Annotated in this window: 28 protein-coding genes; 13 read left to right on the top strand and 15 right to left on the bottom strand. The window is 30.0% G+C overall.

What is annotated here, in order from left to right; genetic code table 11:
- Positions 1–79: 79 nt before the first annotated feature.
- On the top strand, positions 80–523 hold the full coding sequence (locus tag RDK80_RS17720) for a MarR family winged helix-turn-helix transcriptional regulator (RefSeq protein ID WP_094904441.1): 444 nt from the start codon (positions 80–82) through the stop codon (positions 521–523).
- Positions 524–553: 30 nt separating this feature from the next.
- Positions 554–2,401, top strand: a complete 1,848-nt coding sequence (ftsH, locus tag RDK80_RS17715; protein WP_094904440.1) for an ATP-dependent zinc metalloprotease FtsH — start codon at positions 554–556, stop codon at positions 2,399–2,401.
- A 53-nt stretch (positions 2,402–2,454) separates the two neighbouring features.
- Here ftsH and RDK80_RS17710 read toward each other — a convergent pair whose 3' ends face one another.
- On the bottom strand, positions 2,455–3,528 hold the full coding sequence (locus RDK80_RS17710) for a DNA polymerase IV (protein WP_369819423.1): 1,074 nt from the start codon (positions 3,526–3,528) through the stop codon (positions 2,455–2,457).
- Between the two features lie 7 nt (positions 3,529–3,535).
- Positions 3,536–4,360 carry a metallophosphoesterase gene (locus RDK80_RS17705; RefSeq protein ID WP_308525046.1) on the bottom strand — a complete coding sequence of 275 codons (825 nt, stop codon included), beginning with the start codon at positions 4,358–4,360 and terminating at the stop codon, positions 3,536–3,538.
- A gap of 233 nt (positions 4,361–4,593) precedes the next feature.
- On the opposite strand from RDK80_RS17705, the gene RDK80_RS17700 reads away from it, so the two are divergent.
- A complete protein-coding gene (locus tag RDK80_RS17700) occupies positions 4,594–5,472 on the top strand; it encodes a LysM domain-containing protein (protein ID WP_308525045.1) in 879 nt (292 codons plus the stop codon).
- Positions 5,473–5,546: 74 nt separating this feature from the next.
- Here RDK80_RS17700 and RDK80_RS17695 read toward each other — a convergent pair whose 3' ends face one another.
- The 6 genes from RDK80_RS17695 to RDK80_RS17670 form a co-directional block, all read right to left on the bottom strand.
- A complete protein-coding gene (locus RDK80_RS17695; protein WP_308525044.1) occupies positions 5,547–6,023 on the bottom strand; it encodes a superoxide dismutase family protein in 477 nt (158 codons plus the stop codon).
- A 166-nt stretch (positions 6,024–6,189) separates the two neighbouring features.
- Positions 6,190–6,540, bottom strand: coding sequence for an inorganic pyrophosphatase (locus RDK80_RS17690; protein ID WP_094903990.1), 351 nt, complete (start codon positions 6,538–6,540; stop codon positions 6,190–6,192).
- 211 nt (positions 6,541–6,751) lie between these two features.
- Positions 6,752–7,525, bottom strand: coding sequence for a hypothetical protein (locus RDK80_RS17685; protein ID WP_094903989.1), 774 nt, complete (start codon positions 7,523–7,525; stop codon positions 6,752–6,754).
- A 50-nt stretch (positions 7,526–7,575) separates the two neighbouring features.
- Complete coding sequence (locus RDK80_RS17680; protein WP_094903988.1) at positions 7,576–8,043, bottom strand: YdeI/OmpD-associated family protein; 468 nt, start codon at positions 8,041–8,043, stop codon at positions 7,576–7,578.
- A gap of 86 nt (positions 8,044–8,129) precedes the next feature.
- Entirely contained in the window at positions 8,130–8,609 is a 480-nt protein-coding gene (locus RDK80_RS17675) for an NUDIX hydrolase (protein ID WP_201260035.1), read from the bottom strand.
- 115 nt (positions 8,610–8,724) lie between these two features.
- Complete coding sequence (locus tag RDK80_RS17670) at positions 8,725–9,141, bottom strand: NUDIX pyrophosphatase (RefSeq protein WP_308525043.1); 417 nt, start codon at positions 9,139–9,141, stop codon at positions 8,725–8,727.
- A 529-nt stretch (positions 9,142–9,670) separates the two neighbouring features.
- Here RDK80_RS17670 and RDK80_RS17665 point away from each other — a divergent pair.
- Positions 9,671–10,147, top strand: a complete 477-nt coding sequence (locus tag RDK80_RS17665; protein WP_094903985.1) for a DUF2975 domain-containing protein — start codon at positions 9,671–9,673, stop codon at positions 10,145–10,147.
- 11 nt (positions 10,148–10,158) lie between these two features.
- On the top strand, positions 10,159–10,365 hold the full coding sequence (locus RDK80_RS17660; protein ID WP_369819410.1) for a helix-turn-helix domain-containing protein: 207 nt from the start codon (positions 10,159–10,161) through the stop codon (positions 10,363–10,365).
- Between the two features lie 529 nt (positions 10,366–10,894).
- Here RDK80_RS17660 and RDK80_RS17655 read toward each other — a convergent pair.
- Together RDK80_RS17655 and RDK80_RS17650 are read right to left on the bottom strand one after the other, a co-directional pair.
- Complete coding sequence (locus tag RDK80_RS17655) at positions 10,895–11,845, bottom strand: hypothetical protein (RefSeq protein ID WP_094903984.1); 951 nt, start codon at positions 11,843–11,845, stop codon at positions 10,895–10,897.
- Between the two features lie 158 nt (positions 11,846–12,003).
- A complete protein-coding gene (locus RDK80_RS17650; RefSeq protein WP_369819411.1) occupies positions 12,004–12,486 on the bottom strand; it encodes a metal-dependent transcriptional regulator in 483 nt (160 codons plus the stop codon).
- 135 nt (positions 12,487–12,621) lie between these two features.
- Between RDK80_RS17650 and RDK80_RS17645 the strand changes: the two genes are divergently transcribed.
- Positions 12,622–12,861, top strand: a complete 240-nt coding sequence (locus tag RDK80_RS17645) for a FeoA family protein (protein ID WP_094903982.1) — start codon at positions 12,622–12,624, stop codon at positions 12,859–12,861.
- Between the two features lie 16 nt (positions 12,862–12,877).
- Positions 12,878–15,028, top strand: a complete 2,151-nt coding sequence (feoB, locus tag RDK80_RS17640) for a ferrous iron transport protein B (protein WP_308525042.1) — start codon at positions 12,878–12,880, stop codon at positions 15,026–15,028.
- A 183-nt stretch (positions 15,029–15,211) separates the two neighbouring features.
- Here feoB and RDK80_RS17635 read toward each other — a convergent pair whose 3' ends face one another.
- Entirely contained in the window at positions 15,212–15,574 is a 363-nt protein-coding gene (locus RDK80_RS17635) for an AraC family transcriptional regulator (protein WP_094903981.1), read from the bottom strand.
- A gap of 187 nt (positions 15,575–15,761) precedes the next feature.
- Between RDK80_RS17635 and RDK80_RS17630 the strand changes: the two genes are divergently transcribed.
- The 5 genes from RDK80_RS17630 to RDK80_RS17610 all read left to right on the top strand — a co-directional run bounded on the left by RDK80_RS17630 (position 15,762) and on the right by RDK80_RS17610 (position 20,161).
- Entirely contained in the window at positions 15,762–16,706 is a 945-nt protein-coding gene (locus tag RDK80_RS17630; RefSeq protein WP_308525041.1) for an ABC transporter permease, read from the top strand.
- The gene (locus RDK80_RS17625; RefSeq protein WP_308525040.1) at positions 16,706–17,656 is read left to right on the top strand and encodes an iron chelate uptake ABC transporter family permease subunit; all 951 of its coding nucleotides are present in this window, start codon (positions 16,706–16,708) and stop codon (positions 17,654–17,656) included. Before RDK80_RS17630 ends, RDK80_RS17625 begins: the two co-directional genes overlap by 1 nt.
- The gene (locus RDK80_RS17620) at positions 17,653–18,408 is read left to right on the top strand and encodes an ABC transporter ATP-binding protein (RefSeq protein ID WP_094903978.1); all 756 of its coding nucleotides are present in this window, start codon (positions 17,653–17,655) and stop codon (positions 18,406–18,408) included. Before RDK80_RS17625 ends, RDK80_RS17620 begins: the two co-directional genes overlap by 4 nt.
- Before the next feature lie 27 nt (positions 18,409–18,435).
- A complete protein-coding gene (locus RDK80_RS17615; RefSeq protein WP_094903977.1) occupies positions 18,436–19,425 on the top strand; it encodes a siderophore ABC transporter substrate-binding protein in 990 nt (329 codons plus the stop codon).
- A gap of 229 nt (positions 19,426–19,654) precedes the next feature.
- Positions 19,655–20,161 carry an acetylglutamate kinase gene (locus tag RDK80_RS17610; protein ID WP_094903993.1) on the top strand — a complete coding sequence of 169 codons (507 nt, stop codon included), beginning with the start codon at positions 19,655–19,657 and terminating at the stop codon, positions 20,159–20,161.
- 302 nt (positions 20,162–20,463) lie between these two features.
- Here RDK80_RS17610 and erm read toward each other — a convergent pair whose 3' ends face one another.
- Positions 20,464–21,330 carry a 23S ribosomal RNA methyltransferase Erm gene (gene erm, locus RDK80_RS17605; RefSeq protein ID WP_308525039.1) on the bottom strand — a complete coding sequence of 289 codons (867 nt, stop codon included), beginning with the start codon at positions 21,328–21,330 and terminating at the stop codon, positions 20,464–20,466.
- 830 nt (positions 21,331–22,160) lie between these two features.
- On the opposite strand from erm, the gene RDK80_RS17600 reads away from it, so the two are divergent.
- Complete coding sequence (locus RDK80_RS17600; RefSeq protein ID WP_308525038.1) at positions 22,161–23,726, top strand: FAD-dependent oxidoreductase; 1,566 nt, start codon at positions 22,161–22,163, stop codon at positions 23,724–23,726.
- Positions 23,727–23,818: 92 nt separating this feature from the next.
- Here the strand turns inward: RDK80_RS17600 and RDK80_RS17595 are convergent, their stop codons facing one another.
- From RDK80_RS17595 to RDK80_RS17585, 3 genes are read right to left on the bottom strand one after another with little or no spacing between them, the layout of a single operon-like run.
- Positions 23,819–24,775: an acyl-CoA dehydratase activase gene (locus tag RDK80_RS17595; RefSeq protein WP_094903975.1), complete on the bottom strand. Its 957-nt coding sequence runs from the start codon at positions 24,773–24,775 to the stop codon at positions 23,819–23,821.
- On the bottom strand, positions 24,756–25,853 hold the full coding sequence (locus RDK80_RS17590; protein ID WP_094903974.1) for an acyl-CoA dehydratase activase-related protein: 1,098 nt from the start codon (positions 25,851–25,853) through the stop codon (positions 24,756–24,758). Before RDK80_RS17590 ends, RDK80_RS17595 begins: the two co-directional genes overlap by 20 nt.
- A 1-nt stretch (position 25,854) precedes the next feature.
- Positions 25,855–26,745, bottom strand: coding sequence for an acyl-CoA dehydratase activase-related protein (locus RDK80_RS17585; protein ID WP_094903973.1), 891 nt, complete (start codon positions 26,743–26,745; stop codon positions 25,855–25,857).
- Positions 26,746–26,823 lie beyond the last annotated feature (78 nt).

Raw genomic sequence — 26,823 nt, 5'->3', positions numbered from 1 at the left:
GGTATATTATATATCTATTATATATAATATACCTTATATAGTTATTTGAATATTAGTGAATTTAAAAGGAGGCCTAAAAATGGATGCCGTAGAATTTAAAAATCAATTGATGGATTTAATGAGAGATGTATCTGTAAACATGGGTACTACTTTCATTCCTATAATTAATAAATATGATTTAACTATTATACAAACTCAAATCCTTAGAGAAATAAAGGACAATAAAGATCATAGTATTGGTAGTTTAGCAAAGATGATGAGTATACAAAGTGGAAATACTTCATCTATGTGTAAACAATTAGAGAAAAAAGGATATCTGCAAAGACATAGAGATAAATCAGATGAAAGAGTTGTAAAGATAGCACTTACTGATAAAGGCTTATCTACTATTGATGAAATTGACAATACTTTAAAAGAAAGATATTCCTCCATATTTTCAAGTGAAGACCCTGATAATCTTCGCGCTATCATATTTGGTCTACAGAATTTAAAAGACTTGTTAATAAGAATGAATCAAGTCTAAGAAACCCTAATTAGAAAGGTTGGAATGTTTATGAACAGAAAAAAAAATCCTAAAAAACCTTTGATTTACTATTATACAATTACAATGATAGTATTGATGCTTCTGAATACTTTTGTATTTCCATCGCTATTAAAGCAACAAATAACCGAAGTTGATTATGGAACATTTTTAAAGCAGATAGAATCAGGAAATATTAAAGAAGTTGAAATTCAAGAAAATCAAATTGCCTTTATTGCTTTAGATAAAGATGGAAAAGATAGTTTATTTATAACGGGTAAAATGTATGATCCTGATTTAGTAAATCGTTTGTACGAGCTTTATGAGCATAAAGAAATTAAATTTTCAGAGATAATTCCAAAAGAAAGGTCACCTCTTACTAGTTTCTTATTAACATGGATTATTCCAATACTACTTCTTGTAGGAATCGGTCAACTATTTTCCCGTAATTTACAAGGCAAATTTGGTGGTAATTCTATGACCTTTGGTAAAAGTAACGCTAAAGTATATGTAAAGGCTCAAACTGGAAAAACCTTTGCCGACGTTGCAGGTCAAAATGAAGCGAAAGAAGCACTTACAGAAATCGTTGATTTTCTTCACAATCCAGATAAGTATAAGGAAATCGGTGCACAACTTCCAAAGGGTGCTTTACTTGTAGGACCGCCCGGAACTGGTAAAACCTTACTTGCTCAAGCTGTTGCTGGAGAAGCGCATGTTCCGTTTTTCTCCATATCTGGTTCTGAATTTGTTGAAATGTTTGTAGGAATGGGTGCTGCACGTGTACGTGATTTATTTAAACAAGCACAGGAGAAAGCTCCTTGTATAGTATTCATTGATGAAATTGATGCTATTGGTAAAAAACGTGATAATTCTGGTATGGGTGGTAATGATGAACGTGAACAAACCCTTAATCAATTGCTTACTGAAATGGATGGATTTGATGGTAGTAAAGGTGTTGTCATTCTCGCAGCAACCAATAGACCAGAGACTTTAGATAAAGCCCTTCTACGACCTGGAAGATTTGATAGGCGTATTCCAGTAGAGCTTCCTGATTTAAAGGGCCGTGAAGATATTCTTAAGGTTCACACTAAAAAAATTAAAGTAGAAAATAATATCGACTACAATGCAGTTGCTAGAGCTACTTCTGGTGCATCAGGTGCAGAACTTGCAAATATTGCAAATGAAGCGGCGCTACGTGCAGTAAAATGTAAACGTACTAAGGTAAATCAATCTGACTTTGAAGAATCAGTTGAAACAGTTATAGCAGGCTATCAACGAAAGGGAGCTGTAATATCTACTAAAGAAAAACTAATAATCTCTTATCATGAAATAGGACATGCATTAGTTGCAGCAAAGCAAAAGAACTCTGCTCCTGTTCATAAAATTACTATTATTCCAAGGACTTCTGGTGCATTAGGCTATACTATGCAGGTAGAAGAGAGCGAACGATTTTTAATGTCCAAGGAAGAAATGTTTAATAAAATAATCACTTTAACTGGTGGTCGTGCAGCTGAGGAAATTATCTTCAATTCAATTACTACTGGTGCATCTAACGATATTGAACAAGCTACTAAAATAGCAAGAGCTATGGTGACTCGCTACGGTATGAGTGATACCTTCGATATGATGGCACTAGAGACAGTATCAAACCAATATCTAGGAGGAGATGCTTCTCTCGCTTGTTCAGCTGAGATGTCATCTAAAATAGATGAAGAAGTTCTTCACATTATCAAAAAAGCACACCAAAAAGCAAAAGATATTCTTACTGAAAATATTAGTAAGCTTCATGAACTCTCTGAGTTCTTGTTAGAACATGAAACTATTACAGGTGAAGAATTTATGAAAGTACTTGAGGCTGCTGAAAAACAATATAATAATTAATCATTAAATAACAAGCTACATTTATGCAATATAATATTACATAAGTGTAGCTTTTAATCAAATAAAGAAAGCTGCTCTAATTCTGAAGTCATAAGATTTGATGCTGTTATACCAATTAATCTAATTTTATTATGTATCTCTACCTCCTCTAAAAGCTCCAGAGATATATCAAATATCTGAGGCAAATCGTTAATATACTCATTTAGAGTCTTACTTCTTGTTTGAACAGCAAAATTTTCATCTTTTATCTTTAAAGTAATCGTACGTCCATGTATACCTCTATTCTTTAAATCATATGATAATTCCTCTGAGAATCTCTCTAAGTATTTTATAAGTACTTTCTTATCACTTGTAGCTTCTTCAAAGGTCCGTTCTACACCTAAGGACTTTCTCTCACGGGTAGTATTGACTTTCCTATAATCTATGCCACGAATTCTACTATATATTTCCATACCAGCTTTTCCAAAGAGCTCTATAAGGAAATCTTCTGAAAGCCCTAGCAAGTCTTCAATAGTATATACTCCTATACCATTTAGTTTTTTAGTAGATTTCGGACCTATACCATGTACTTTTCTAACTGGCAGCGGCAATAATATATTAGGAACCATATCCTCAGTTATTATTTTTATGCCATCTGGCTTATTCCAGTCTGATGCAAGCTTAGCTAAAAATTTATTATATGAAACCCCTACTGACATGGTTAAGCCTGTATCTATCATTACCTTCTCTTTAATTTTCATGACTAATTCCAAAGGTTCCATACTTATATTAGAAATATCTAAATAGGCTTCATCTATTGATACTTGCTCTATTAAATCTGTAAATTCATATAAAATACTGAAAACTTCCTTAGACACTTCTTGATATCTTTTCATCCTAGGAAATACATAACAACCTTTTGGACATTTTTTCTTTGCCATAAATATAGGCATAGCAGAATGAATTCCATATTTTCTAGCTTCATAATTAGCAGTAGTTACAATTCCATGATTGCTCAAACCACCTACTATTACAGGCAACCCCTTAATTTTAGGATTATCCTGCTCCTCCACCGATGCATAAAAGGCATCCATATCTACATGAATAATATTCAATTCCATTTTTTGCTTTAAATTTTGTATTTCCATAATTTTATCACTTCTCTGGCTCAATTATAATATTCGAAATTTGAACAGGATTAAATGCCCTTATTGGTGCAGCGCTATTTCCTAAGCCACTATCAATATATAAAATGGTATCATTTATTCTAAAAATGCCTTTATCATATTCTGGAAAAAATCCTTGCCCGGGAGCTACCACTGCTCCTATTAATGGTAGCCTAATTTGTCCGCCATGCGTATGTCCTGATAATATTAGGTCTTCTTTTCCACTTAAAATATTTTCCACATTATTAGGAGAATGTCTAAGTAAAACATTATAGTAGTCTAAATTTAGATCTTTAATCGCTTCTTGATAATATATAACTTCATTATATTCTCTAGATTTTGAGTGAAATTTAAGACCAGTAATATTTATTTTCTCGTTATTTACTGTTATTGTAGCAGAATTATCTTCCAAGATAATTATTTCTAATCTTTTCATCTCATCTTTTAAATCTTTATATAATTCCTGCCTAGCTTCATGATTACCTTGCACAAAATAAATATTCTTATCTAATCTCGATAATGTTTCAAATAGTTTAATTACAGCATCTAATTCTATATCATTAGAATCTATAATATCACCTGTTAACACTATAATATCTGGATCAAATTTTTTTATCTTATCCTCCATCTTTTCTAGATCGATTAAGTCATTAGAATGAAAATCAGATATTTGAGTTATTTTTAAATTATTTCTTACCTTTTTGGAATCTATTCTTATATCTCTGACTCTAAATTTACTTATCTGATCGTAATTATAGATATATACAAATACTATTAAAGTTACAATAATAGATATAATTTTCAACAATTTCACTTTTATCCTCCCATTTCTAGAATGATGTATCCATAATATATTGATTATATCATAAATATATATCCCTGCAATGTTTAAGAAGTTTGCTGGGTTAATGAAATAAAAGACTTGAAATATTCATTAATACATGAAAATCTAATATTTTGTCCATTTCTTATAATATCTTTGGCATTTGTTCCTTTTCCAGCATAATATATAATGACTATAAATATATGAAAGGAAAAGTGATTATTATGAATGATAATTATCAGATAGAACAGGTATGCCCTCCTGGAAGTTTCCAATATACGATAATGGCTGGAGATACTCTATTCTTACTTGCTCAAAGATTTAATGTAACTGTTCAGGCAATCATTAATGCTAATCCTGGCATTGATCCAAATAGATTACAAATAGGTCAAGTAATATGTATACCAAGAATGACTCCTTCATGTCCTAATGGATTCCTTTATACTATAATGGCTGGTGATACTCTATTCTCACTTGCTCAAAGATTTAATGTAACTGTTCAGGCAATTATAAACGCCAATCCAGGAATTGATCCAAATAGGTTGCAAATTGGTCAGGTGATATGTATACCAAGAATGACTCCTCCATGCCCTAATGGATTCCTCTATACGATAATGGCTGGAGATACTCTATTCTCACTTGCTCAAAGATTTAATGTAACTGTTCAGGCAATTATAAACGCCAATCCAGGAATTGATCCAAATAGGTTGCAAATTGGTCAGGTGATATGTATACCAAGAATGACTCCTCCATGCCCTAATGGATTCCTCTATACGATAATGGCTGGAGATACTCTATTCTCACTTGCTCAAAGATTTAATGTAACTGTTCAGGCAATCATCAATGCTAATCCTGGAATCGATCCAAATAGATTGCAAATTGGTCAAGTAATATGTATACCAAGATCGATACCACCTACACCTCCATGCCCTAATGGATTCCTCTATACAGTAGTTGCTGGGGATACTTTGTTTTCAATTGCCCAAAGGTTTAATGTAACTGTTCAGGCAATTATAAACGCGAATCCAGGAATTGATCCAAATAGATTGCAAATTGGTCAAGTAATATGTATACCAAGAAGATGTTTTACTGTTTGTATATAAATACTTCTAACTAATATAATTGTAAAAACAAAAGCCCAATAATTTGGGCTTTTGTTTTTTCATTGTTCAATTTTTTAAGATGGACGAATTACTCCGCAAGCTATTCTTTTTCCTGAATTACCAGCTGGCTGTGTTCTATAATCATCGGGGTTCTGATGGATTATAACCGATCTACCTATAATATCCTCAGGTTTAAACTTATCTGTAAAAAAGCTCATTCTGGCATAGCCGTTATTTGAAAATAAAACGGGAAAATCTCCAATATGGTTTCCATGAGGTTGATTTGTTGGATTGTAGTGTTCTCCTGCTGATTCAAATGGATTTTCCGGATTCGTAACCTCACATATTCCCTTCTCATGTATATGGAATCCATGTGGTCCTATAGGTTGGTTATTACCTTCAGCAGGTTTATATAATGGTAATCCCCAGACTTCTACACTCACCTCTGTACCACCTTCTACATCATCAAAAAATATTATGCCGTGTAAATTCGGATACAAATTTCCACCCTTTATTCTTGCATATGCCTTTGTTCTATTTTCATGACACATTACTTATTCCTCCCTTCAAATATATAATATGAATGGAGTTTATAATAGGTGTAATATAGATATTTTTACATGAAAAATGGATAGTATTTTTTATGTGAATCACAGTATTTCGATATAGTGGCATAAAAAAATAAATTAATCATATTTGTCTTAGTTAATATTCCACCTATAACCTTCGAATTAAGATACCTTTCATATAAGCTGAATTATTATGAGTATGATAAATCTTTTCTTTTTCTTCTTCTGTACATCCAATTAGCATCTTAATTTCTGAATCTTTTTTCATTAAATCTATGGTACAGATTATGGCATCTATTCTTTGTTCCTTATGGGTTCCCATCCAGACATCAATTCCATTCCCATCCATTGATACAGTATCCCTTAAATAACCATAATCTACTTCATAAAGAAAATCTGGATATTTTGGATGTACTGTTCCTTTTGGTCTATCAATAATAACCTCAGATTTCTGCATAAGGCAATCTAATGCATTCCAAAATTCTATGTTATATTCCATAATACTTCCTCCACTTACATAAATAGTTATTGATCTTAATATATAAGTGTTGATATAAAATAAGCTTTTATATATTAAAATCAAAATACTATATTTACTATTGAAAAATTTGCTTTATTATTTTAATTCATATTCATTATTAAACCCATACTAATGTTATAAATCTACCAAATCGTGCAGGCTATGCAATTTTAAAAAGTTCTCCAAGATTTTATTCAAACAATAACCTAATAACTGACCTTTGTTCTGCATCTATAATCTTTCCACTAGGTATCACATGAAATAAAATTTCATCCCTTTGCCACAATCCGCCAATTGGTCGTAACATATAATATGCACATCTTTTTAGCATTTCAAATTGCATATTTAAATCATCTGCGCTATACATTTGATTAATAATATTAAATAATTCTGGATCATTATTTTCAATATAGTTCAAATGTACTTTGGGTTTTCCTATTTCTAATTTTTTTATTCTTGCATAACATTGCAAAAACCAATCAAAAGAGGAAAATATGAAATACTTAGAATATAATTCATTTTCATATAATCTATGTTCTAATTTGTCTATGATATGCTGAAATGTGAACCTAAAAGTATTTATCTCATAGTCTGATAAATATTCTGGAGCTTTCCAAGTCTTTTTTATTTTATCTAAAACATCTTTGGTTATATTATTTCTATCAAAAAGTATTTTACAATTTAGATGGACCAATAGAAACTCATTTAAAGGAGAATCTGCTAAAAAATCATCCACAGATAAAAGCATACAATCTATGGGTATTCCACCTATATGGAAATGTAACCCTGTAAAATTATGAGATATAGGTTTGTTAAATATAACAGTTAAATCGTAATCTCCACCAATACTCATATCACTATGTGCCCTACCACCGTACTCAACAATTCCTACAATGTCATCTTTCTTTTTCAGATGTTCAATAAAACTATCAATATCCTTAAATGAGTTAATATCCTTTAACATATGTTCACCTCCTAGATTAAATACATACAATCTCCATCTCTTTAGGTACTCTAAATATTGTTAGTTAATCTTTGTATTAATTTTTCTAATCTTCTTATCTTAGTCTCCTCTTTCTTTGATTCTTCGATCTTATTGATCTCTTCTCTTTTAATGTAGTATGGCAACTCATTAAATCTTGAATTTGCAATTGGATTACTTCTAATCTTCTCTAAGATATAGTTAGGTATATCCAAAACTCTCTCCTGAACATCAGGCTTTAAAACTACATGGATGCTATCCCCTATTTCTTTTTTACATATTGATTTTATTTTCTTATTATAAACCATATAATGTCCATTTTTACTAGGTAACAATGTACCCGAAAAGGGATGCCCATCAATTATAGCTTGTACATTGAATCTACTTCTAGTTCTATACTCTTCTTCTATAGAAAACGGGATATAAAATACTATCCACTCCATTTTACCCTCAAGTTTTTGTAAAACTGCATTGAATTCTTTACTCATATTAATTCTCATAACCTTTCTCTTATTTGATCTAATATAAATTATATCTAGTTTCAATAAAATTTAGATTGCTGAATTAATTTAACATTTTAATAGCCTTATATCACTCGTTGTGCTTTTAGATCATGATATTTCAGAAGAAATTCTTCCACAATTTCTTTAATTGTGGAACTCAAATTTGATGGTATCATATCCAATGGGAAAAAGCATGCATCTCTCCCTTCACTTGGATCGACAACAATTTCTCCGGAATAATCCTTACATAAATATGTAATAGTGACATTGTAAACTTCATTCCCGTCTGGGTATTTGTAATATAGGTTCTCACCCGAATAAACATTAAAAAGCTTTAGTTCTTCACATACTAGTCCTACCTCTTCTAAAACTTCACGACTTGCTGTTTGTTCAAAACTTTCACCTAATTCCATTGCCCCACCTGGCAATCCCCACCAATCCCTGTCAATACGATGATGCAACAAAATTTGGTCTTGATCATTTAACAAAATAACGTTTGCTCCACACATAATTATTGGTCTTGTTCCTATTAATTTTCTTAAATCCCCAATATAATCTGCCATAATCATACCTCCAAATCACTTCTTATTTCAATCTGCACAGGACATACAATTTCATACTGCTAAGAAAAACCTTAATATAAACATACAGTGAACGATGGTGGCTTATGATAGATAATTAAATCCTGCACATTAATTTTTCTAAATCGATCAAATTATGTTCCCATTTTAGAATTTCTTTTGCCTGATTATATGAACACCATTTATATTCTTCATGTTCATCAGATAGTTTTATATTAGTTATGTTGTTAATTTCAACAGTGAAACAATAATCTTGCATCTCCATTAATTCACCCTCTTTTATCTCCCTATATGTAAATGTATAATCTAAATCTAAAATAGACTTAATGTTACTTATACCTGTTTCCTCAAATACCTCTCGAATAACCGTTTCTATTAAATTTTCTCTGCTTTCAACCCCACCACACACTGGCTGCCAATAACCGCCTCTTTCCGGGATTCGTTTTAAAATTAAAATCTTAAAAGATGGATTCTTACTAAAAATAAATGCTTGTATATTAGTTCTTTTAATCATAGCTATTTAAACTCCTTTTTTAAGTCTTCCATCAGACTTCCACCTTCTCCCATAATGTCACTCTACATTAAATACTATTCTATATTTTCTTTCAAACTCCTTCTTTTTAAATTAAATATTTCCAAAGCTAAAAAGACAAGTAATTTATTTACTTATTTTTTTAATAAAGTCAACGACTATCTCATTTATATTAGGATATTTAAAAAATATCACCGTAGGGTAGCATCCTATAAACAAATTCACCTTTTATCTAAAATAAATCATATAGTTTTCCATATTTATTTCTTACTATATGATTTATAGCTATTATTTCCTTATATATTAACTTTTCAAGGAATATATACTGCTTTGTAGTTAGTTTATATATAGTATTAAGAGAGATTATATTAGATAGGTATAAGCAACTTATCTTTTCTATGTTATTGTTATCGAATAATTTTATATTATTTTTCACATATTATTCATTGATAAACAATAAATAGTATAGTATGATATTGGTATAATATATTGAAAGGAGTTGTTATTAATTATGAAACATACAAAAAGAGTGAATTTTCTAAAAGGATTACTAAATATCATAGGTGGCTTTATTTTATTGTTTCTCATGCTTTCAATTTTAAATTGTATTGTGTTCTTTCATGATAAAGGAGCAAAAAACACTATACTATCTATAATATTTTCTCTGATATTTTTTGGCGGATATTTTATGACTATATTCACTTTAAGAAAAATCCTTAACTCAATATTGGAAAAAAATCCTTTTATTCCTGAAAATATTATTTGCCTTAGAAAAATTGGGTATTATATACTTTCTATTGGACTAATAGATGCCATCGTCAATTATCCAAAACTAAATAATATTGGTTTTAATATACTTCTTACTTCTCATGGCTCTTTAAAGCCCATAATATTTCTATATATCAGCCTTAGTCTTTTAGCCTTTATATTAGCTGATGTTTTTAAAATGGCTATAGACATCAAAGAAGAAAATGACTTAACAATATAGGGGTGATTATTTTGATTATTGTAAATCTAGATGTAATGATGGCTAAGAGAAAGATTTCTCTTTCTGAATTGGCAGAAAGAGTTGGAATCACAAATTCAAATTTATCAATTCTTAAAACTAATAAGGCAAAAGCTATTCGATTTTCTACATTAGAAGCTATTTGTCGTGAGTTACAATGTCAGCCAGGAGATATATTAGAGTACAAGGAGGATGATTAATAATCAAGACATATCTATAATACATTTTTGTCTTCAAGATAGATAATAACTCAACAAATAAAAAAGTATTAGATATGAACTATCGTATCTAATACCTTTTCATTTCTGATAAACTATAAATAATATTTATCTGGAATTGAGTTTTTCTATTGTTGTATTATATAACGCCTCATATCTCTTATTGATGCCACTCACTCAATTTTATAATTCAAATAGAGTATTCAAATTTCTTGGAATTGCTTTATACCATTCATCAATTCCAAGTATATATTTTTGTTTTAAATTCCTCTCAAAAAGAGTCTATATGCCTACTTTCTAATAACATATTAGTTTCTTCTTCTGTAAATGATATATATTCAATAATATTATCTCTTTGCCCATAGTTCATAGGACATATTTCAATAGCAATCTTTTAAAATTGTTTTTTCATATTGACCATCCTTTTCTCTATATTGCAAAGCCCTTATCTATGATTTTCACAAGCCTTTAATATTTTCAATAGCTTATTATTTTCTCAGATATTCATATTCTATAATTTTGACAACAAAGCCTGTATTCTCACAGTACAATCAATTTTTCTATCTATAGTTTTTCTCCATGAATTTGACAATGGAAAATGGACTTTATCTTTAACTGCTTGTCCCATATCCCAAAAACCATCTTCAGATATATTCTCATTAATCCAATCAACAAAATATTTACACTTACTTGGAAATAAGGAGTAGGAACTTAAAAGTTCACATGCCGTTATATATTTACTTGCTAATTTGGAACAGAATTTATCTGGAACTGTCTTGAGACAACTATCATAGATATAATATATCCCATTCTCTGAATTCATAATATAATCTAAAAATTTTGATTCAATATCACTAGGCAGGTATCCAGCTAGCAGAGCTATTACATAAAAATTTTGGAATCCCCACATATGTTTTCCCTTAGATGACTTATGAATTTCGTAATAGGCTTCCTTGTAGCATTCATGACTATAGTTATCTTTTGAAAATGCATAAGTTATAATTTTTGACCAGTTCTTAGCTATTTCTACAGCTAGTTCATTTGATGGATCAATAATTAACATCCATGTTGCTACAAATAATCTTGTTAATAAGTCCCAATCATGCTTTTTTTCTTTGTAATCTCTCAAATCTACTTCCCTAAGTAAATATCTCTCCATATAACTAAAAGCTTTTTGTATTGGTTGGTCCTCTTTGTCTAGTCCTAATATTAGTAATCTACGAAGTGCTTGTTCTGTTGTCATTATTGACTGAGAAAATTGGCTCATGCTATGAAATTGACCCCATGAACCATCTTCCCACTGTAAGTTTACAATATCATTAACCCATTTAGTTTCTAAAACTTCTTTTTTAGCATTTGCCAATTTTACATTAACCTTGTTTAAATTTATTACATCACGCATTAAACGATATTTAGGTATAGGGTCTAAATTATCTTTCATTATCTCTTCAGCTGTAATCATATATCTATCCTCCCAACACTATTAATCTTTTTTCTGGACTTCAATGATAATATTATTCTATATTTTTTTCCAAATCCCTTCTTTTTAAGTCAAATATCTCAAAAACGAAAAATAAATAATTAAATTACTTATCAATTAGATAAAATCAAGAATATGCCCTATTTTGAATTTACCTCTCTATAATTAATATATCTTTCCAATAAATCTTTGTTATCATAAAAAAAATTATATAAGATTTCAATGTTTTCAACAGTACTAGGTGAAATATAATGCTCTATCAACTCCGTTTGCACTAAAGTATTTTCTTTACATCCAATAAAGGATAAAAAATTTTCTATAATATTATGTCTAATTAATAGAAATTCACCTTCTCTTTTACCCTTTTCTGTTAAAGTTATAATCCCATATTTCTCATAGTTAACTAATCCTAGCTCTCCAAGTTTCTTAACCATTTTTGAAGCTGAGGAATCTTTTACATTTAATAGACTAGCTAATGTATTTACCCGAATATATGCTTCCTCTAGGCTATTTCTATATATCATTTCAAGATAGTCTTCTAAAGCAGGAGTAAGTGAGCCTTTGCCATATTCTTTTAGCTCATATCCTCTTACTGTATGAAATTTACTATTCAATATTATCACCGCCAAATTTTTATCTAATAATTTATATCTTTTATATATATACGAGTAACACTTCAAAAGTATTTGACATATTTTGGTGTAGAGAAAGTTTTTTTCCCAAGACTAAATTTCATTATTTATTAGGAGGTTTTTTATATGAATAATATTTATATTCCACTTAGTTCATTATCAATTGGTGAAAAGTGTAAAGTCAAGGAATTAATATCCGATGGTCTAACAAGAAGACGAATGTTAGACTTAGGGTTAATCTGCAATACAGTAGTAGAGTCTCTACATCAAAGTCCTTCTGGTGATCCTGTTGCCTATCTCATTAGAGGAGCTGTAATAGCCCTTCGTTCTGAAGCAGCCTCTATGATCTTAGTAGAAAAAATTTGAATTAGGGGGAAAGATTATGGGTTTAACGAACACATCTACAGGGTTAGAAGTTCTTGAACAAGAGCTTAAAATTGAGAAAACCACTTCCACAGATAAAATCATTGCATTAGCTGGCAACCCTAATGTAGGAAAATCTACGGTTTTTAATAACTTAACAGGACTAAATCAGCATACTGGCAACTGGCCAGGAAAAACTGTTACTAATGCTCATGGAAATTATTATCATAAAGATAATAATTTCATTCTAGTAGATATCCCGGGTACCTACTCTTTAATGGCAAATTCTATAGAAGAAGAAGTTGCTAGAGATTTTATATGTTTTGGAAATCCAGATGCAACAGTGATTGTAGTAGATGCTACTTGCTTGGAAAGAAATCTAAACCTCGTCTTACAAACTCTAGAAATTACTTCTAAAGTAGTAGTATGTGTTAATCTTATGGATGAAGCAAAGAGAAAGAATATATTTATAGACTTAGAAGAATTATCAAAACAATTAGGAGTTCCTGTAGTCGGAACTAGTGCTGTTAAAGGGAGAGGGTTACAGAATTTAATGGATTCAGTTTATGATGTTGCTTTTAATGAGTTTTCATTAAATCCTTTAAATATCCAATATGAAGAATTAATTGAAAAAGCTATATCAAAAGTTGAATTAGTACTTAAGCCAATAATTCAAGATAAACTAAATACTAGGTGGGTTGCATTAAAACTTATAGATGGAGATATTACATTATTAAACTCTATAAATAAATATCTTGGCTTTAATTTAAATGAGCAAAATGAAATAATAAATGAAGTTCATAATTCAAGAAATTTTCTAGATACAGAGGGGATTAGTCACAATATCCTACGTGATAAAATCGTTAGTCATTTAGTAAATATGGCAGAGAGTGTCAGTAATAAGGTTGTTTCTTTTGAGAACAAGAACCATAATAATTTTGATAGAAAAATAGATAAATATCTTACATCTAAAAAATTTGGAATTCCAATTATGATATTTCTCCTAGCTATAGTTTTCTGGCTTACTATTACCGGCGCTAATTATCCTTCTGAGATGCTTGCTAAGGGATTATTTTGGCTTCAAGATAGATTTACAGACTTTTTCATTTGGTTAGATACCCCTGCATGGGTACATGGAGTATTAATTATGGGAATTTATCGAACATTGGCTTGGGTGGTCTCTGTTATGCTTCCACCAATGGCTATATTTTTCCCATTATTTACATTGCTTGAAGACTTAGGGTACTTACCTAGAGTTGCTTTTAATCTAGATAATTTCTTCAAAAAATCTTGTGCTTGTGGAAAACAGGCCCTGACCATGTGTATGGGTTTCGGTTGCAATGCTGCTGGCATAATTGGCTGCAGAATAATTGATTCGCCGCGAGAACGACTTATAGCCATAGTCACTAATAATTTTGTACCTTGTAATGGAAGATTTCCCATATTAATAGCAATTATTTCTATGTTCTTCGCAGGATTTTTAGATGGACCTCTTAAATCTATAATATTAGCATTAATCCTAACGGGAGTTATAGTTCTTGGAGTTATAATGACATTAATAGTATCAAAATTACTGTCCAATACAATACTTAAAGGTATTCCTTCTAATTTCACTTTAGAATTACCACCTTATAGAAAGCCACAAATAGGCAAAATAATAGTCCGCTCAATTTTTGACAGAACATTATTTGTATTAGGTCGGGCAGTAGCAGTGGCTGCACCTGCGGGACTGATTATATGGATAATGGCAAATATTTATATTGGAAATTCAAGCATTTTAACTCATTCCGCAAATTTTCTTGACCCATTTGCAAAATTAATTGGATTAGATGGTTATATCTTAATGGCATTTATTTTAGGCTTTCCTGCAAATGAAATAGTTATCCCAATAATAATCATGAGTTATATGGCTACGGGTTCTCTTCTTGAATTAGATAGTCTAGTGCATTTGAAAGATCTTCTTATTTCTAATGGATGGACTTGGCTAACCGCTGTATGTGTAATGCTATTTTCATTAATGCATTGGCCATGTGCTACTACGTGTTTGACTATCAGGAAGGAAACTCAAAGTCTTAAATGGACTGCTATTTCTTTTCTAGTACCAACCATTATTGGAATTGTAGTTTGTTTCTTAGTTGCAAGTACAGTAAGATTAGTAGGTCTAATATAAGTAAAACAAATAATAATAAAGGAAAGAGGCATTTGTCACAGGTCATTATATCAAATACCTCTTTCCCTTATTAAATTAAAGATTTATATTATATCAAAAATATGGTCATTTCTATTAATTATGAAACTATAAATTTGATATAAATGGAACTTTATGTATCGCCTTTCTAGCTTAAATTTGTTTTTATTGTACATGCCGCAATTTATTTCTATATTTCAATGGTGTAGTTCCAATAAGCCGCTTAAAGGCCATATTGTAATAATTTTGATTATTATATCCTACAGCAAGTGCAACTTCTAATATAGATAAATTTGTATGATGTAATAATTTTTTACTCTTTTCTATTCTAATTTTATTAACATAATTTGAGTATGTTATACCAGTTTCTTTTTTAAATAAATTGCAGAAATAACATTTATTTAAACCTAAGAATTCTGATATTATATCTAAGCTTAGAGACTCCTCATAATTGCTTTTAGTGAAATCCATAGCTCTCCTTATATGAAAACTATAAATTTTATTATTGTTAATATTATTTATATTCATAATATATCCCTTCCTTTTATTTAAATTATCTAAATATAGTTATAAAAAAGTAAATATAGTTAAGATTTATAATTTACTAACTGCTAAAATACTTTTAATTGATAATGATTATCACTTTCATTTGTGTTAATTATTATATCACAATTTATTGCTCTATGTCAATTTATAGAATTACTAAGGAGGCATTATGAAAAAAAGATATTTATTGTTCGTACTAATTATTTTATCTGTAGTCTCTATATTTATTGGAGTTAAAGAAATATCTCTTTCAGATATCTTCTATTTAAGAAATGATAAAATCCAAATATTATTTTTAAGTAGATTCCCCCGACTTATTAGTATTATTGTAGCTGGGATAGGAATGAGTATAAGTGGTCTTATAATGCAGCAAATAACTCAAAATAAATTCGTATCTCCAACTACAGCTGCTACTATAGACTCTGCTAAACTCGGAATTTTAGTTTCTCTTATATTATTTTCTACTGTCAGTGTATTTACTAAGATGTTAATTTCTTTCATCTTTGCATTAGGTGGAAGTTTTTTATTTATGGTAATTTTAAAGAAAATAAAATATAAAAATGCTGTTATCGTGCCATTATTAGGTATTATGCTTGGGAGTATAATTGACTCTATGGCAACTTTTCTAGCATATAAATATGATCTTGTACAGAATGTTTCCTCTTGGTTACAGGGAGATTTTTCTATGGTTATTAAGGGCAGATATGAACTTTTATACATAAGCATTCCCCTCATTTTTATTGCTTTTCTATATGCAAATAAATTTACTTTAGCAGGAATGGGTGAAGATTTTTCAATTAATCTAGGTCTAAATTATAATAAGGTTGTTAACTTAGGTATTAGTATTGTAGCCTTAATAACTTCTGTAGTAGTAATCACTGTAGGAAAAATTCCATTTTTAGGTCTTATAATACCTAATATAGTTACCATGTATCAGGGAGATAATTTAAAGAATAACCTTGTTCCAACAGCTTTATTTGGAGCGGTATTCCTTCTTTTCTGTGATATATTAGGCCGCATAATAATTTACCCTTATGAAATTTCTATAGGTCTTACTGCTGGAGTTTTAGGTAGTCTAATTTTTATCTATCTGCTTATTAGGAGGAATGCATAATGAATTCTAAAAAGAAAATATATTTTCTTTCAATACTACTTTTAATTTTGATTACATTATTCCTTATCATAGGGTTGAATAGTAAAAATTGGCAGTATGCTCTTTCACGACGTATACCAAAGATAATCGCTATTATATTAACTGGGAGTTCTATAGCATTTTCCTCTATGATATTTCAAACTATAACAAACAACAATATATTAACTCCTAGTGTATTAGGATTAGATTCTCTATATATGTTCTTTCAAACCTTTATTGTATTTGTCTTTGGATCTAATAATCTAGCCAAAATAGGAAATAATTTTAATTTTATATTATCTGTTGTTTTTATGGTGATTTTTTCCATTATATTATTCAAAATCCTTTTTAAAAAAGAAGGCACTGATATATTTTTTCTACTATTACTTGGATTAGTATGTGGGACATTTTTTCAAAGTTTATCTTCATTCATGCAAGTATTAATTGATCCAAACGAGTTTTCAATTGTTCAAAATAAAATGTTTGCCAGTTTTAATAATGTAAATACAAATATCTTATGGTTAGCTTTAGTAGGAATATTTTTAGCAATAGTTTATACATATAAGAATTTGAACTCTTTAGATGTTTTGTCTTTAGGTAGAGATAATGCCATTAATCTTGGAGTAGATTATGATGGAACTGTAAAAAAAATGCTGATAGTTATTTCTATATTAGTGTCTGTATCTACAGCTTTGGTTGGACCTATAACTTTTCTAGGATTATTAGTTGTAAATATTACTAGAGAATTTTTTAAGACTTATAAACACAAATATTTAATTATAGGTTCTATGTTAGTTAGTTCAATTGCTCTTGTAGGAGGACAACTTCTTGCTGAAAGGGTAACAAATTTCAGTACTCCCATATCAGTAATTATTAACTTTGTTGGTGGTACTTACTTTATATTTTTATTATTAAAGGAGAGTAAGATATGATAGAAATAAAAAATGTAGTTAAGCAATATGGCAGTAAAAGTGTTGTGGATAATGTAAGTGTTAAGATAGAAAGAGGTAAAATTACTTCATTTATCGGACCAAATGGAGCTGGTAAAAGTACTTTGTTATCCATAGCTAGTAGAATTATAAGTAAAAATGAAGGCGAAGTATTTATTGACGGTAAAGAAATTAGTCAGTGGAGCAATGATGAACTTTCTAAAAAAATCTCTATATTAAAACAAACTAATCATATTAATATAAGACTTACTATTAGAGAATTAGTCAGCTTTGGTCGCTTCCCATATTCTAAGGGAAAACTAACTGCTGAAGATTGGAAATATGTAGATGACGCTTTGGCTTACATGGCTCTTAATGATATTCAAGATAAATATCTAGATGAGCTTAGTGGAGGTCAAAGGCAAAGGGCTTATATTGCTATGGTTATAGCTCAAAATACAGAATATATTCTACTAGATGAGCCTCTTAACAACCTAGACATGAAGCATTCTGTAGATATTATGAAAATACTAAGACAGCTGGTAGATGATTTGGGGAAAACAGTTGTTATAGTTATACATGATATTAATTTTGCCTCTTGCTATTCAGACTATATCATAGCTTTAAATGATGGCAAAATAGCTAAAGAGGGGGTGGTTAATGATATTATATCTAAAGATGTATTAGAAGAAATATATGATATGAAATTTAGTATCCAAGATATAGAAAACTATAGGATATGTGTTTATTACTAGAATAAAAAATATTATGAGGTGGAAAATATGAAAAAAACAAAAAGTTTACTTATTTTAGTCTTAGTAATTGTTGCTGCTTTAACTCTTACTGCTTGCAACTCTAAAAAAACTCCTGAAGACATTGTAGTCGATTCTCAGAATGAAGAAAATGTACAAACTCCAAATGAAAACGCTGAAGAACCTTCTACTATAACTATTACCCATCATCTAGGAGAAACTGTTGTTAATAAAAAACCTGAAAAAGTAATTGTATTTGACTATGCAACTTTAGATTCCTTAGATAAACTTGGAGTGGAAATTATAGGACTTCCAAAGTCTAACATTCCAACGTTTCTTGAAAAATTTAATGATGAAAAATATGAAGATGTAGGGACATTATTTGAACCCAATTTTGAAAAAATTTTTGAGCTTGAGCCAGATGTAATTTTTGTATCTGGTAGACAAGCAGAAGTATACGATGAACTGGCTAAAATAGCTCCTACTGTATTTTTAAACATTGATGGCGCTAACTATATGAAGTCATTTACCGATAATGTTAAACTTTTAGGTGAAATCTTTGGAAAAGAAGATCTAGTGGAAAAAGAACTTGCCTCCATTAATGAAGCTGTTCAAGCTTTAAATAAGGCTGTTACAGAAGATGAAAAAAATGCTCTTATAGTTATGGCTAACGATGGCGCTATAAGCGTTTATGGTGAAGGTTCTCGATTTGGTATAATACATGGTGATTTTGGATTTATACCTATAGATAAAAATATACCCGCAGATAATCATGGTGATAAAGTTACCTTTGAATATATATTAGAAAAAGATCCTCAATATATTCTAATTATTGATAGAGCTGCTACTACTGGTGGCAGTACATCAGCAGAACAAATTTTTGATAATGATATTATTAAACAAACTCAGGCTTATAAAAATGATAAAATAATATATCTTAGCTCACAAGTTTGGTATGTGGCTTCTGGCGGATTAACCGGAACAATGACAATGATAGAAGATATACAGTCTGGATTATAAAATTTCATATCTACAGTATAACTAACAGAAACTCATTTCTGATAAAACTTTAAATAGGGCCTATCTAGAAATGAGTTTTTCTATTATCTTATCTATTAACTAATAATTATTTTTGTTTATTGAACCTTATAATTCATCTAACATAATATGGTAATAAATATATCATAAAGGTGGTCAAAGTATGGAATGTATTACTAGATGCCAATTGAATTTAATGAATGAGTTTCGTATGTTGTGGGAACAGCATAGTGCTTGGACTAGAATGGCAATTACAAGTATTGTCTTTAATTTACCTGATGAAAAATATACCGTCAACCGCCTTCTTCGAAATCCTTTGGATTTTGGTGAAGCATTAAAGCCATTTTATGGAGATACTATAGCCACTAATTTTGCTGAATTACTTACAAAGCATCTCACTTTAGCTGCTGATCTTGTTAAAGCTGTTATAGCTGGTGATAATAAAAAAGCAGAAGAACTTGAAAAAAACTGGTATAAAAATGCAGAGGAAATAGCAACTTTACTTGGTACTATTAATCCTTTTTGGTCTGAAGAAGAATGGAAAAGAATGTTATTTGAACATTTAGATTTCGTAAAAACCGAAGCCCTTGATATGATTAATAAAGACTACGAAGCAAGTATAGAAACATATGATAAGCTTGAAATCCAAGCTTTAGAAATGGCAGACGTAATGAGTAATGGAATAATTAAACAGTTCCCATGTAAATTTTATTGCTAATCTAATTAGTTCCTTATTATAAAGCCTATTGCCAAGGCTATATAATTCCTATATAACCTTGGCAATCTAAGTTTAAGGCATAATTTATCACTTTTATCAAATTAAATATTTTTAGTCTAAGTTTATTAACCATACTAAATATTTATATTTTCTATAGAATTCCTCCTTACTTTTCAAATCTGTTATATTAATAAAATTTTCCACTTTCACATCTTCCTTAATAATCTAACTGATAGCTATCATTTCATATAACTATACTAGCTAAAATCCCAAAAGGTTACAAAAATTAAATTATCCGATTTCTAATATTTAAAATTCCGATTTCTTTTATCTATTTTGCTTTGCTCATTGAGAAGCCGAACGTATTCATTATAAATCAATTTTTGTTTATCTATAGAAACACCTATTATAAAATATTGAAAAATTTTAAGCCATTTTTCAAAGTTTAAATTGACTGGACTATCAGTAATTTGAAATCCTATATTTTCAGAAAGTCGTTTAAGCTGCTTATAGGAAAAAATATTCTTAGTTTTTTCCTTTAAGTTATTGCCACTGCTGCTAAAAATATATGCAATAAAATCATTATACAAATCTGAGTTCTTTTTATCTATTAAAGTATTTTCTCTCTTTTTGATATGAAGAAAAACACTATTAACTTTAGGAACAGGAACAAAATCCGTATTTCTAAATCTATGGATAATTTTGAATTCAAAATATGGCTTAAGAAGTAAAGATCTCATACTTTCTCTACTATATGGATTGCCAGCATATTTTCTGGCTGCCTCATCTTGAATAATAATATATATATCTTCAGGAGGATTAGAAAAAGATGTTAACTTAAGCAAGATTTTTGCTGTAATATTATATGGAATATTTGAAAAAACCTTGTATTTATATTTTTCCAGCAAGTTAAACTCTAGAAAATCTCCATATATAATTTCAACATTTTCTACATTTAAAAATCTACTTTTAAGTTCGTCATATAAATGAACATCATATTCTATTCCATATATTCTTTTGGCTCTTGTGGCTAGCTCATTTGTAATAATTCCCTTACCTGGTCCAATCTCAATTATTATGTCATCTTTATCTATATTGCTTTTCTTTATTAAATCCACTACCAATCTTCTGTTATAGAGAAAATTCTGTGTATCCTGTATTTTAATCATACATCCACCGCCATTCATAAATTTAAAATAATGATCAAATGTGGATTCTTGTATATTCTTTTTATAAATAAATTTTCAAAAAACAAAAAAGCTATAAATAAACTACTCATTTATAGCTTTTGATATCTCCATATCTATAGATCAAACAAATACAAAAATACCTTGTTTTTCTGAACAAGGTATAAACTAAATATAAAGCTGCATGAATGTTCATTACAAGAATCCATTAAGATAAGGTACAAGAAACAGACCTATTTCCTAGGCAATTATACCTTATAAAATATCTAATTGTTTTTATCTAACAATTAAAAAACGAATTCTTATAAAACTAATACCCACTTGCAACTCTCCCTTCAAGATATTTAATTGATTATATCATGGATATATTTATTTATCAACAAATCTTAAGTCATTTATATTAACTTTAATATGAATTAAGTAAATACTTTCAATACAAATTTTAATATTAATCTATAAGAATTAGTTATAAATTCTATCTATGCTTAATCTATATCGTATAATTCTTATCTATAATAAGATACTATTTACAAGGAGGTGATTGATATGGAAATGAGATTTATAAATGGTGAAGAGTATATAGTTATTAACAGAACTACAGGTGAAGTAAATTACTGAGTTCCTGACGAAAAAGGTTATTTCTCCAGATGAACTGAAAAGCCATCTGCCGTTGGCAGAAAATAAATTTATATAACTTATTAAGAAAGGACTATTGATTTATTCAATGGTCCTTCTTAATTAACAAAATTTGAATAATTAGTATTATATAAGCAAAAGATATATATTAAATAATTGATGATATGGAGGAAAATATGATTATAAATAATAAGAGGTATTTTGAAAAGCAACCCATTTCCTATTGGTTAGCATCTGCATTTATGACTAATTATCCTGCTTTAGAAGAAGATATAACTGTAGACATTGCAATAGTTGGAGGTGGATTGGCGGGAATTCAATGTGCATATCAATTAGAAAAAGAAGGGTTTAAAATTGCTGTTCTTGAAGCAACTCACATAGGTCATGGTGCTTCAGGACATACAACGGCCAAAATTACTTCACAGCATAGTCTTATTTACGATAAAATTCAAAATCAATTGGGATCAGAACTAGCGAAACAATATGCTACTGCAAACGAAACTGCCATTCATGAAATTAAAAAAATTGCAGAAGAAAATAATATAGATTGCGAATATATTTCTCAATCCTCATTTGTATATACACAACAAGATGAGTACTTACAAAAAATTCATGATGAAGTCAAAGCAGCCTCAAGTCTAGGTATAAAAGCTTCCTATATAGAAAATATACCTTTTCCAATTCCCATTAAGGGAGCTGTTCGATTTGATAATCAAGCTCAATTTCATCCCCTTAAGTATTTATTTTCTTTAGCAGAGATTATTCATAATAAGGGTGTTCAGATATATGAACAAACTAGAATCGTAGATATTGAGGAAAGCGACAATTATGTAATTGTAACTTCACATGGAAAAAAAATCACTGCTGAAAAGGTAATTATTGCATCTCACTATCCCTTTTATAATAAGCATGGAATGTACTTCGCAAGAATTTATACTTCCAGAACTTATATTGTAGGGATTAGAGCAAAGGAAAAATATCCAGGTGGAATGTATATAAACGCAGAAAAACCCACCCGTTCCCTGAGACATCAAAATATACCAGGAGGTGAGCTTATCCTAGTGGTTGGAGACGAACACAAAACTGGTCAAGGTGAAGATATGAACAGACATTATGGAGCATTAATAGATTTTGCAAGTGAGGTATTTACTATAGAGGATGTTCCATTTCGATGGTCTACTCAAGATTGCATGACTTTAGACGGTATACCCTATATAGGAAAATTCACTTCAAATACGCCTAACCTATATGTAGCCACTGGATTCCAAAAATGGGGAATGACAAATAGTACAGTCTCCTCCTTAGTCCTTAAGGATTTGATTATAAAAGGTGAAAGTCCATGGCAAGATGTATATGATCCATCACGTAAAACCATTGCTGCATCTACAAAAAATTTTATTGTTCAGAATGCCGACGTTGCAAAACATCTAGTAAAGGGAAAACTTTCATCATTAGATAAAGATATAGATATCCAGAATGGAGAAGGAAAAGTCTTAGAAATAGATGGAAATAGGGTTGGAGCCTATAGAGATGAGGAAGGTAAGCTTTACTTAGTAAATACCACTTGCACACATATGGGATGTGAATTAAACTGGAATTCTGCTGAAAGATCCTGGGATTGTCCTTGCCATGGTTCAAGATTTTCCTATCAAGGAGAAATATTAGAAGGTCCATCAGTAAGCCCTCTAAAAGTTGGTCATGATGTAAATACTATCGAAAAATTATTTAAAGATGATTTTTAGAAACGTAGGAAAAGCGTCTATCGATAACATTAAAGTAGAACTTTCCTGTTTTCTATAAGAATAAGCTCAGGCTTCTAAGCCTGAGCTTATTCTTATATGGCAATTTTATTGCTCCATTTTCCACATCTATCTCCAAAGCAGCCAATATCACTGCTGTTCTCATTAATAGTAACAACTTCACATCTATTTGCACATCCATTACATTCAAAACTTTTAGAAATGAATTTATTTTCTGCAAGATCTAGACCTTTGAAATTGGTCCTCCCATTTTTTTCAACAGCTTCCTTCGCTATTATAGCGGCACCTATTGAACCCATTACATTATAATGTTCAGGAACAAATATCTCAAAATTCAAAGCATTTTCAAAGGCTGTTTTTATTCCTTTATTAGCTGCAACTCCTCCTTGAAAAAATACTTTAGGCATAATCTCTTTACCTTTTCCAATATTATTAAGGTAGTTTCTAACTAAAGCATCACAAAGACCTCTTATTATATCAGATTTATTATATCCCAACTGCTGCTTATGTATCATATCTGATTCAGCAAAAACTGCACACCTTCCAGCAATTCTTACAGCTGTATTTGATTTTAAAGCATAATCACCAAATTCTTCAATTGGAATATCAAGTCTTTCTGCCTGTCTATCGATAAATGAACCTGTACCCGCTGCGCAAACTGTATTCATTCCAAAGTCAGAGACTACTCCATTTCTTAGAATAATAATTTTTGAATCCTGACCTCCAATTTCAATTATTGTTTTTACATCCTTATCTATCTCAAGGGCAGCAACTGCATGGGTTGTTATTTCATTCTTTATTGCATCAGCTCCTATTAATGTTGCAGCTATCTGTCTGCCGCTTCCAGTAGTTCCAGCTGCTCCAATTTTGATTCCATCATATTTATCCCTTAAAATCTTTAGTCCATCCTGAACAGCCTTTATTGGACTTCCCTTAGTCCTTAAATAAATCTTTTCTATTACATTCATCTTGTTATCTAAAATCACAAGATTAGTACTCACTGAACCTACATCAACTCCAAGATAATGCATCTTTCTTTCTCCTTTCAAGCAAATCTACAAATGCTTCAATCCTAGTAACAAATCCAGCTTCACCAGTCATTTCATCAACTACAAGGGACATTATAGGGAAATCTTTATCCTTTGATATTGTAGGCAAGATTGCCTTCGAAACGATTTCTGGCATACAGCCCATTGGAAATATTTGAATAGCCCCATCAAAACCTCCCTCATAAGCCAAAACTGCTTCACCAATACATTCCCTTGCATGCCCCCCTATTCCAAGGTTGAGATATTCTTTCGCTCCTCTTTTTATATCAAGTGAATTTAATTTAGTAGGAACTAATGCAGTATTTTTGACCCACCAACTAGGTGTCAACCCTCTTGATGTTGTAATTCCATAATCCATCAATTTATCCTCAACATATAAGTTTGAAAATGGTTCAATTACAGTATAAATTTCGCCTATTATAGCTATTTTAATTGGATTTTTATTTTTGTCTATTTCTATACTATTTATATTATTTTTATAGTCTTCTAGCAAATTAATCATTTCTTTAGGACTCTTACATTTTAAAGCATCTCTCTTACAATTATTTAGCAGAGATTTACATTGACCATTTATCTTTTCATATCCAGCTAAATAATGTGCCTTTGCTTCTATTTCATCAATTAAATTTATCACCTTTATGGCATCTAATAAAGCCCTTATCTTTTGATGATTTCGTTTATTACTGCCTCCCGATATCCTGTTTATTCTATGAAATAGTTCTTTTATCCCTATATCTTTTGGAAAATCTAATAATATAAACTCTAAATTGTATCCAAGCTTATTCAATAAGTTTATCTGCATTTCACCATATTCTCCAAATCTACATGGTCCACAGCTTCCTGGAAGTATTACTGTATTCGCCCCTTTTTCAATAGCCTGTATATAATTTCCTATCATTATTTTGAATGGTAGGCACATTTCTTCAGGAGAATGTAAAGAACCAATTTCCAGAGCTTCCTTATTATTAAATGGTGGCATTATATACTCTACTTCAAGACCATCAAATAATGTTTTTGCAGCTAAATATACATTTCCTAAATGTGGAGCTGTTATTTTCATATTAATGACTCCTTTCCAACATATCTACAAAAGCTTCCACTCTTGTATCAAGACCTGCCTCACCAGTATGCTCATCTACCTTCAATATCATAAAAGGAAATTCCCCTATTTTATCCTTAATAAGTTCAACTACTACAGAATCTATTCCACATGCAAAGGAAGATATATATATAATTCCATCAAATAGTCCTTCTCTAGATCCATATACTGTAAATCCATAGGAATTTCTAGCAAATGTCCAGAAAGGTCTTTTATATAATTTTTTAACTTCCAAATCTATCGATTCATCATCCACATGTTCTTCTGTTATGACACCTACCCCTAATTCATTAAGTTTTTGGACTATGTTCATATTAATAAAATTATCATAAATATTATATGGATGACCTGCCAAAGCAACTCTAAATTTGTAATTCTCATCTTTTATGCCTTGTTTATGACTTTTCTGTTCATCTAATGCCATACTAAACGCCTTTCTTATTCTAGAACTATCTTTTGTTATTTTACTTCCTGCTTCTTCAGCCCAGCTATAAAGTCTTCTTTTTGATATAGCATAAATAGGCTCTGTAATAGTTTCAGTAATATCAGGTATACTATTTAAGATCATTTCAGGAAGTCCGCAGAACTTTGGACATATATATTCTCTTTCTCTAACCTGCATTATTCTAGGAATTACAATAATGTCACATTTATCTTTCAATGAAGAAACATGCCCATGAAATATCTTAACTGGAAGACAAGCTTCATCTACTGAATATTTAATACCTTCATCTAATATCTTTTTATTAGTATCAGATGAAGTAATTATTTCAGCTCCTAGTTCAGAAAAAAATGTTTGTAAAAAAGGATGATATGTATAATACAATAACCCTTTAGGAATTCCTACTTTCATCTTTACCTCCTTAAAAATTATGACGTTTTGTAAACTTAAATGAAAATTGAGGACTCCAACCTCTGTATGGTACAATGT

The organism is uncultured Tissierella sp., assembly GCF_902479755.1.
GTDB lineage: Bacteria > Bacillota > Clostridia > Tissierellales > Tissierellaceae > Tissierella > Tissierella carlieri.
Note: the sequence above shows the minus strand (reverse complement) of the source record. Positions and strands in the feature narration are given on the sequence as shown.